Genomic DNA, 9,594 nt, shown 5'->3' with positions numbered 1-9,594 from the left:
CGCCGTACGGCATGCCCCACCCGTTGGCGTGGAACATCGGCAGCGTGTGCAGGTACACGTCGCGATCGCTGATCTGCGTGTGCAGGCCGAACACGGTCGCGTTGAGCCACAGGTTGCGGTGGGTGAGCTGCACGCCCTTGGGCCGCGCCGTCGTCCCGGACGTGTAGTTGATCGTCGCCGTCGCGTTCTCGTCCGGCTCGTCCCACGGGCGCGGCTCGACGTCGCGCAGGAAGAGCGCGTCGTCCTCCCCGAGCACGAACTTGTGCTCGACCTTGGCCGCGTCGAGCACGTCCTTCAGCGCCGGGTCGACGTAGAGCACGCTCGCGTCGGAGTGCTCGAGGATGTAGTCGATCTCGGCCTGCACCAGCCGGAAGTTGATCGGCACCAGGATGCGGCCGTAGCCCGAGACGCCGAAGAACGACGTGAACAGCCGGGCGGAGTTCTGCGAGATGACCGCGACCCGGCCGCCGACCGGGACGCCCAACTGGTCGAGCCGGGCGGCCTGCGCCCGGGCGAGCGTCGCGATCTCGCGGTAGGTCAGTTCGCCGAGGGACGGCGCCGGCTGGTCGGGTTCGTCGACGATGCCGACCCGGTCGGGGTAGACGTGCTCGGCGCGGTCGAGGAAGTCACGGACGGTGAGCGGGTAGAACACGGCGTCCTCCGGGTGCAGTGGTGACCTGCCTGACACCCTAGCCAGCGCGGCAGCTCTCGCGCCCGGACAGTTGGACGGCCCGCCCGCACCGACACGTGGTCGGTGCGGACGGGCCGCGGTGCTGCTGATCGAGGTCTGCTCGTGCGCGGACGCGACGCGAACGCCGCTGCCGTCCCGGCCGGTCAGGCCGCCTTGGTCGCCGTCTTCGCGGCGGTCTTGGCGGCGTCGGCGAGGTCGCGCGCCCGCACGCTGGTCTTCGCGCTCGCGTCGCGGGCGGCGGCCTTCGCCTGCTCGGCGGCCTCTCGGGCCTGCGCCGAAAGGTCCTTCGAGTGGCTGCGTGCGGCGGCGGCGACGTCCTTGGCCTGGGACGAGAGGTCCTTGGCCTGGCTGCGGGCTGCCTTCGCCGCGGCCTCCGCCTGCTTCCGCGCGGCCTTCGCGGCGTCCTTCGCCGGACCCTTGGCCTGGCTCTTCGCCTGGGCGGCGGCGACCTTGGCGGCCTCCTTGGCCTGGGCCGCCATCTCCTTCGCGTGCGCGATCGTCTGCTTGCGCTCCTGCTTCGCCTGGCGGCGGGCCTTGCGCGACTGCCGCTTGCGCGTGGCGGCCTTCTCGGCGACGGTCGCGCTGACCTCGACGGCCTTGTCGTGCGCCGGCGCGGTCAGGCCGTCGATGATGAGGCTGGTCGCGATGCCGGCCATCCAGACGTCCTTGGCGATCGCCGATCCCTCGAGCGTCGGCCGCGGGTCGTTCGGCAGGTGCAGGTCCTCGCTCTTCCAGTACATGGTGAGCAGCGAGCCGGAGAACACGGCGAGACCGGCGCCGGCCACGCCGACCGGCACGATCGGCAGCAGCAGCGCGCTGCCCAGCGAGATCTCGGCCGCGGCCAGGATCTTGGCGAAGACCTTCGGGTCGAGCTTCTCGAGCTGCGGGAACGTGCGCACCGCCGCGCTGTGCAGGTACTTGGCGGTGCCGTCGTCGGTGCTGACCTTGCCGACGCCGGAGTTCAGGATGTACGCGCCGGTCGCGATCCGGAGCGGGGCACGGCGCAGTTTCGCAGTGAGAGACATGCGCGGGTCATACCCACGAGTCGAACCACATATGCGCCTGCCACTGGGCGTGGGTGCGCAGCGCCCCGGTGAACAGCGGCCACATCCAGGCGAAGTCGGCGACGACCACACCGAGGAAGACGCTGACCGCGATCACGCCCCACCGTCGGCGCACGGTGGCGCGGCGGTCACGCTCGCGGTGACCCGTGCGCACGAGCCGCGGGCCGAGCAGCGCGCCGAGCGCCATCGTCAGGCCGAGCACCAGGAACGGCAGCAGCGGGGCCATGTAGAAGAGGAACATCGTGCGCTTGAGGTCGCCGAACCAGACGACCCAGCCGGCGATGAACGCCATGATCACCGCACCGGCGCGCCAGTCGCGGGTGGTGATCCAGTGCCAGCCGATCCAGAGCAGCGCGGGCAGGAACGCCCACCACAGCAGCGGCGTGCCGATGAGCAGCACCTCGCGCGAGCACTGCGCCGCGCCGCACGCCTTGGACGAGTCGTTGTAGTAGAAGTCGACCGGGCGGCCGAGCACCAGCCAGCTCCAGGGCTTCGACCCATAGATGTGCGGGCTGTCCAGGCCCTCGTGGAAGCGGTAGGCCTGCAGGTGGTACGAGCCGAGCGCGCGGATCGGCCCCGGCACCCAGCCCCACGAGAACGGCACGTGCCAGCCGACCAGCGGCAGCTTCAGCGTCGCCGACGGGCCGTGGTCGTCGGCCCAGTAACGGTTCCACGCGTCCTCGCCGGTGAACCAGCCGAGCCAGCAGAGCAGGTAGGTGCCGATCGGTGCGAGCAGCAGCGGGCCCGGCGCCCACGCGACGCTGCGCCGCAACCACGACCGGGTCGGACGCTGCACCCCGGCGGCCCGCAGCGCCGAGCGGTCCCACAGCAGGCTCAGGATCACGAACGCCGCGAAGAAGTACGCACCCGTCCACTTCACGCCGGACGCGAGCGCGATCATCACGCCGCCGACCAGCCGCCACGGCCGCGGCCCGAGCGAGGGCGCCCCGCGGCTGAGGTCGGCGCCCTCGGCGAGCAGCCGGGCGAGCCGCCCGCGCACCTGGTCGCGGTCGAGCACGAGCGCGGCGAAGGACGCGATGACGAAGGTCTGCAGGAAGATGTCGAGGATCGCCGTGCGCGCCAGCACGAGCGACACGCCCTCGAAGCACGTGAGCAGCCCGGCGATGCCGCCGAACAGGTTCGACCGGAACATCCGCCGCGCGGTGCGGGTCAACATGACGATGCCGGCGATCCCCGCGAGCGCCGGCGCGATGCGCCAGCCGACCGAGTTCGTCAGCCACTCGGACGGTGTCGCGTCGTGCAACCACTCGGTCAGCGCGATCAGCCACTTCCCGAGCGGCGGATGCACGATGAACATGTAGCCGCGGTTGTCCTCGTAGCCGTACCGCAACAGCTCCTGCGCCTCGACGGCGTAGTACGCCTCGTCGAAGTTGCGCGTGCTCGGGAAGCCGATCGCCCAGAACCGGGTGAAGCCGGCGACGAGGGTGACGAGTGCGGTGACGGCCCAGCCGAGGCGCGGGTGCGGATCGCGCCACGGACGCAGCGCCTCGGGCACCGGATGCTGGGGTGACGGCGGCTGCGGCTCGGGCGCCTCGGTCGCGGGCGCGTCCTCGCGCACCTCGAGCGTCGCCGTCACGCTGCGATCGTAGAGAACGGCACCTGGCACCGCCCCTGCTGCCGAGTGGTGGGTTGCGGCCCGAGTGGTGACGTGTAAGTCACCACTCGGCGCGGAACCCACCACTCGGCGGGGTCGTAGGGTGAGCGCGTGGTCGGACGGCTGATCCTGGCGGCGACGCCGCTGGGCCGGCCGGGGGACGCGTCGGCCAATCTGCGCCAGGCGCTGGCCGACACCCCGGTGATCGCGGCCGAGGACAGCCGCCGCCTGCGCCGCCTGTGCAGCGACCTGGACGTGACGCCGTCCGGGCGCGTCGTGTCGTTCTTCGAGGGCAACGAGACCTCGCGCGTGCCGCAGCTGCTCGAGGCGCTGCTCGCCGGCGACGACGTGCTGGTGGTGACCGACGCCGGCATGCCCTCGGTGAGCGACCCCGGCTACCGGCTCGTCGCGGCGGCCGTCGAGGCCGAGGTGCCGGTGACCGCGCTGCCCGGTCCGTCGGCCGTGCTCACCGCGCTGGCGCTGTCGGGGCTGCCCGTCGACCGGTTCTGCTTCGAGGGCTTCCTGCCGCGCAAGCCCGGCGAGCGGCGCCGCGCGCTCGACGCCCTGCGCGCCGAGCCGCGCACGATGGTGTTCTTCGAGGCGCCGCACCGGCTGGCGGCGATGCTCGCCGACTCGGCGTCGGTGCTCGGCGGCGACCGGCCGGCCGCGGTGTGCCGCGAGCTGACCAAGACCTACGAGGAGGTGCGGCGCGGCCCGCTCGGCGAGCTCGCGACGTGGGCCGAGGGCGACGTGCGCGGCGAGATCACCGTGGTGGTCGCCGGCGCCCCGCCCGCCACCGACACCCCCGGCGCCGGCGACCTCGTCGCCGCCGTCGCCGCGCGGGAGGCGGCGGGCCTCACCCGCAAGGACGCGATCGCCGCCGTCGCGTCCGAGCTGGGCGTGCGCAAGCGCGACGTCTTCGACGCCGTCGTCGCCGCCAAACCCCGCTGACGACTGGCCCATCAGCGCGCGTCCGGCCGGGTTGCCCCGCTGCTCCGGGAATTCCGGCGGCCTTGCCCCGCAGCACCGGGACCAGCAGGGCCGATCGGCCGGAGCTCCGGGACAAGCGGGCCCCGCGGCTCCGGGACCCCGGGCCGCCTTGCCCCGCTGCTCCGGGAATGCGGCCGCCTTGCCCCGCAGCACCAGGAAATCGACGCCGAAAAGCTGGAGCTCCGGGACGAACGAGCCTCCGGCGCGTCCAGATGCTTGATCAAGAGCGCTGCAGCGTCGTATCTGGTCGCTGGCGTCTGTTGATCAACAGGCGTTGACGCGCGTGTTCCGCCGCCGCGGACGAGGACTGCCTTGCCCCGCTGCACCGGAATCTGGGCCGCCTTGCCCCGCAGGACCAGGAAATCGACGCCGAAAAGCTGACGCTCCGGGACAAGCGGCGATGCCGGCACATCTCCCGGCGCCCGGCAATCCGCCCCCACCCCGGCCACTAGCCTGGATGCGTGAGCTCCGAGCATGTCCTGACCTGCGTGGCCTGGCCGTACGCCAACGGCCCGCGCCACATCGGGCACGTCGCCGGTTTCGGCGTGCCGTCCGACGTCTTCGCCCGCTACCAGCGCATGGCGGGCAAGCAGGTGCTCATGGTCAGCGGCACCGACGAGCACGGCACGCCGATCCAGGTGCAGGCCGACAAGGAGGGCGTGACGCCCCGCGAGCTCGCCGACCGCAACTCGCTGGTGATCGCGAAGGACCTGCAGCAGCTCGGCCTGAGCTACGACCTGTTCACGCGCACCACGACGAAGAACCACTACGCCACGACGCAGGCGATCTTCCTGCAGCTGCTGAAGAACGGGTACGTCTTCCCGCAGACCCAGCTCGGTGCGATCAGTCCCTCGACCGGACGCACCCTGCCGGACCGCTACATCGAGGGCACCTGCCCGATCTGCAGCTACCCGGCGGCCCGCGGCGACCAGTGCGACAACTGCGGCAACCAGCTCGACCCGGTCGACCTGATCGACCCGGTGAGCCGCATCAACGGCGAGACGCCGGTCTTCGTCGAGACCGAGCACTACTTCCTCGACCTGCCCGCCTTCGCCGAGGTGCTGGCCACCTGGCTGCGCAAGCAGGACCACTGGCGGCCGAACGTGCAGAAGTTCAGCCTCAACCTGCTCGACGACCTCAAGCCGCGCGCGATCACCCGCGACCTCGAGTGGGGCGTGCCCGTGCCGCTCGACGGCTGGAGCGACCGGCCGGACAAGAAGATCTACGTCTGGTTCGACGCCGTGATCGGCTATCTCTCCGCGTCGATCGAGTGGGCCAAGCGCACCGGTGACCCCGACGCCTGGCGGCCGTTCTGGAACGACCCCGAGACCCGCGCCTACTACTTCATGGGCAAGGACAACATCGTCTTCCACAGCGAGATCTGGCCGGCGATGCTCATGGGCTACTCGGGCATCGGCGCCAAGGGCGGCGAGCCGGGGCTGTTCGGCGAGCTGAACCGCCCGTACGAGGTGGTGTCGAGCGAGTTCCTGACGATGGAGGGCCGCAAGTTCTCGTCCTCACGAAATGTCGTCATCTACGTCGGCGACATGCTGTCGCGCTACGACGCGGACGCGCTGCGCTACTACCTCGCCGTCGCGGGGCCCGAGAACCAGGACACCGACTTCACCTGGTCGGAGTTCGTGCGCCGCAACAACGACGAGCTCGTCGCCGGCTGGGGCAATCTCGTGAACCGCACGGTGTCGATGACTGCGAAGAACGTCGGCGCGATCCCGGCGCCGGGCGCGCTGACCGACGCCGACCAGGCGCTGCTCGCGCAGTCGAAGGCGGCGTTCGCGACGGTCGGCGACCTGCTGGCGCGGTCGCGGCAGAAGGCGGCGATCGGGGAGGCGATGAACGTCGTCGCCGCGGCAAACAAGTACCTGTCCGACATGGCGCCGTGGCAGCTGGCCAAGACCGACACCGCGCGCATGGAGTCGGTGCTGCACGTCGCCCTGCAGGTCGTCAGCGACGCCAAGACGCTGCTGACCCCGTTCCTGCCGACCTCGTCGTCGAAGGTGCACGCGCTGCTCGGCGGCGAGGGCACGTGGGCGCCGATGCCCGAGTTGGTCGAGGTCGACGAGGAGACCGCCGTCGGGTCGCCGTCGTACTCGGTGCTGACCGGTGACTACACGACGGCGGTCGCGCGCTGGGAGTCGACGCCGTTGCCCGTCGGCACGCCCGTCGGTGCGCCGACGCCGATCTTCACCAAGCTCGACCCGAAGGTGGTCGACGAGGAACTCGCCCGCCTCGCCGGTGAGTAAGGCCGGCTTGTCCCCCGTCACAGTCGTCTCCGGGGCCCGGACATGACCGGGACGGGGGACAAGGCGGCTTCCCCGGTGCCGTCGCCGGAGCCGCTGACGGCGCCGGTCTTCGACGCCCACACCCACCTGGACGCGATGGCGCAGCGCGCGGGCGTCGAGCCGAGCGCCGCGTTCGTCGCGTCCGTGATGGCCGAGGCGCGGGCCGTGGGCGTCATCGCGGCGATCACCGTCGGAGACACCGTCGCCTCGTCGCGCTGGTGCGTCGCCGCGGCCGAGCAGCACCCGGACGTCCTCGCCGCCGTCGCGGTGCACCCGACCGAGATCGACGGCCTGACCGACGCCGACTACGCCGAGCTCGAGCGGCTGGCGGCGTCCGACCGGGTCGTCGCGATCGGCGAGACCGGCCTCGACCACTACTGGGATCGCACCGAGCCGGCCGCCCAGGAGGAGCACTTCCGCCGGCACATCGACCTCGCCAAGCGGGTCGGCAAGCCGCTGATGATCCACGACCGCGACGCCCACGCCGACGTACTGCGCGTCCTGCGCGAGGAGGGCGCGCCCGACCACGTGGTCTTCCACGCCTTCTCCGGCGACGCCGCCATGGCGCGCGAGTGCGTCGCCGCCGGGTACGTGCTGTCCTTCCCCGGCGTCGTGACGTTCACCAACGCGCCGGCGCTGCGCGAGGCCGCCGCCGTCGTGCCGATCGACCACCTGCTGGTTGAGACCGACGCGCCGTTCCTCACCCCGCACCCGCATCGGGGGCGGCCGAACGCGCCGCGGCTGCTGCCGCTGACGGTGCGCGGTCTCGCCGCCGCCGGCGGGCACGACGTCGAGGCCCTGGCCGACGCGATCCGGGCCACCGGACGCCAGGTGTTCGGCGCCGCTCTGCCCTGATCGCACCGTTCGTCCACGCTTCGGTGGGCAACGCCACAGCACTAGTGCATGGAGATCAGGACGAAGGTCCCGGCGAGCGGGTGATCCGCGGGGTGTCGGCGGTTGCAGCCCCCGGAACCCGGGGCCTCCAGCGCCCTGCCGAACCCTGAACCTCGACGTCAGACTGACCGGGGCGCAAGACCGACGAAACGGGGCAAAAGGGGCGTCCGGCCCCGAAAAAGTAGGCGCAGGCTTTGATTCCGCCCCCGATTCCTCGTTACCGTTCCGAGACCGAACGCGGTCGACCGCCCCACATCGTGGGCGGCGGCCAGAAAGCCCAGAGGGCACAACCGAGGGAGTTCGCGCATGCTGCGCAGCGTCAAGTACGGCGTCGTCGGCGCTGTCGCCGCCGGAGTCGTGGGTGGCGTCGTCGCCTTCTCGACCGGCGCCGACGGTGCACCGATCACCCTGGTGATCGACGGACACCGGACGCACGTCACCACCACCGCCTCCGACGTCGCGGGCGCGCTCAAGGGCGCCGGCTACACCGTCGGGGCCCACGACCTGGTCGCCCCCACGGCGACGAGCAAGGTCCACCGCGGCGAGACCATCGTGCTGAACCGCGGCCGCGAGCTGCACCTGGCCGTCGACGGCGAGCCGCGCGTGGTCTGGACGACCGCGCCCACCGTCGCCCAGGCGCTCGCCGACCTCGGCTACAGCGCCGAGGACTTCGTCAGCGTCTCGCGGTCGCAGCGCCTGCCGCTCAGCGGCGCGTCGCTGACCCTGCGCCTGCCGAAGGCGATCGTCGTGCGGCACGACCACACCGCCACGCCGGTCACCTCGACCGCGGCGACCGTGGCCGACCTGCTCACGACCATGAACCTCAAGGTCGACGGCGACGACATCGTCAAGCCGGCCCGCACGGCGGCGCTGACGCCCGGTCTGAAGATCGTGGTCGAGCGGGTGCGCACCGCGCAGGTCACCCGCACCGAGCATGTCTCGTACGCCGTCGTCCGTCGCAACGACAGCTCGCTGTACCAGGGCGACACGAACGTGGTCCGGTCCGGGCGCGAGGGCAGCCAGAAGGTCACCTACGAGGTGCGCTGGGTCGACGGCCGGATCGTGAGCCGCAAGGTCGTCTCGCGTGCCACGCTCACCGCGCCGGTCGCCCAGATCGAGCGTGTCGGCACCAAGCAGCGCCCGAAGCCGGTCGCCCCGCCGGTCGTGAACAACGGCCTGAACTGGGACGCCGTCGCGGCCTGCGAGTCGGGCGGCAACTGGTCGATCAACACCGGCAACGGCTTCTACGGCGGCCTGCAGTTCGACTACGGCACCTGGCTGGCCTACGGCGGTGGCGCCTACGCGCCGCGTGCCGACCTCGCGACCCGCGAGCAGCAGATCGCCGTGGCCACCCGGCTCTACAACGCCCGTGGCAGCAGCCCGTGGCCGGTCTGCGGGGCGAACCTCTGATCCACCTCGCGCGGTGACCGTCGCGTCCGGGCCCCCGACCGGCCGCCGGCGGCACCGCCCCGGGCGCCCACGACCGCGCCCTGACCGTTTCTCGTTCCGTGACGTCCCGCCCCACCGGGCGGAACCTGGGGGATACAGCACGTGCAACGCACCATCAAGTACGGCCTGACCGGCGCCGTCCTCGCCGGCATGATCGGCGCGACCGTCGCCTTCAGCAGCAACGACCGCGTGATCCACCTCGTCGTCGACGGCCAGCAGCGCACCGTCACCACCGAGGCCTCGACCGTCGCCGGCGTCCTGCGCTCGGCCGGCTACCACCTCACCGCCCGCGACCTCGTCGCGCCGGCCCCGTCCGCCGCCGTCCACGACGGCAGCCGGATCGTCCTGCAGCAGGCCCGGGAACTCCACCTCGACGTCGACGGCAAGCAGACGGCGGTCTGGACGACCGCGCCGACCGTCGCCGAGGCGCTGGCCCAGCTCGGCTACTCGTCCGCCGACCTCGTCTCGGTCTCGCGCACGACCCCCCCGACGCACACGCCCACCCACATCGCCCTGAGCACCCCCCGCCCGGGCACCGACGTGCACGACGGGCCGCACCAGCATGTAACGAACACGGCCCCCACCGTGGCG

General features: G+C 72.1%; 8 protein-coding genes. 5 read left to right on the top strand and 3 right to left on the bottom strand.

All coding sequences use genetic code 11. The annotated features are described in order from the left end of the window. The 3 genes from ACTHMS_RS03375 to ACTHMS_RS03365 all read right to left on the bottom strand — a co-directional run. A partial coding sequence (locus tag ACTHMS_RS03375) for an AMP-binding protein (protein WP_440305264.1) occupies positions 1-652 on the bottom strand: 652 nt, incomplete at its 3' end. A 182-nt stretch (positions 653-834) separates the two neighbouring features. Next, positions 835-1,716 carry a hypothetical protein gene (locus ACTHMS_RS03370; protein ID WP_440305263.1) on the bottom strand — a complete coding sequence of 294 codons (882 nt, stop codon included), beginning with the start codon at positions 1,714-1,716 and terminating at the stop codon, positions 835-837. A gap of 7 nt (positions 1,717-1,723) precedes the next feature. Further along, entirely contained in the window at positions 1,724-3,352 is a 1,629-nt protein-coding gene (locus ACTHMS_RS03365; protein ID WP_440305262.1) for a dolichyl-phosphate-mannose--protein mannosyltransferase, read from the bottom strand. A gap of 129 nt (positions 3,353-3,481) precedes the next feature. On the opposite strand from ACTHMS_RS03365, the gene rsmI reads away from it, so the two are divergent. The 5 genes from rsmI to ACTHMS_RS03340 all read left to right on the top strand — a co-directional run. Continuing rightward, the gene (gene rsmI, locus ACTHMS_RS03360; protein WP_440305261.1) at positions 3,482-4,321 is read left to right on the top strand and encodes a 16S rRNA (cytidine(1402)-2'-O)-methyltransferase; all 840 of its coding nucleotides are present in this window, start codon (positions 3,482-3,484) and stop codon (positions 4,319-4,321) included. 500 nt (positions 4,322-4,821) lie between these two features. Next, entirely contained in the window at positions 4,822-6,621 is a 1,800-nt protein-coding gene (gene metG, locus ACTHMS_RS03355) for a methionine--tRNA ligase (RefSeq protein ID WP_440305260.1), read from the top strand. 42 nt (positions 6,622-6,663) lie between these two features. Continuing rightward, positions 6,664-7,515 carry a TatD family hydrolase gene (locus ACTHMS_RS03350; protein WP_440305259.1) on the top strand — a complete coding sequence of 284 codons (852 nt, stop codon included), beginning with the start codon at positions 6,664-6,666 and terminating at the stop codon, positions 7,513-7,515. Positions 7,516-7,860: 345 nt separating this feature from the next. Continuing rightward, a complete protein-coding gene (locus ACTHMS_RS03345; protein ID WP_440305258.1) occupies positions 7,861-8,964 on the top strand; it encodes a transglycosylase family protein in 1,104 nt (367 codons plus the stop codon). Between the two features lie 141 nt (positions 8,965-9,105). Then, on the top strand, positions 9,106-9,594 hold a 489-nt coding region (locus tag ACTHMS_RS03340; RefSeq protein ID WP_440305257.1), incomplete at its 3' end, for a ubiquitin-like domain-containing protein.

Origin of the sequence: Jatrophihabitans sp. (genome assembly GCF_051960575.1) — a bacterium.
Classification (GTDB): Bacteria; Actinomycetota; Actinomycetes; order Mycobacteriales; family Jatrophihabitantaceae; genus JBQCEE01.
This window is presented reverse-complemented; position numbering and strand designations above follow the sequence as displayed.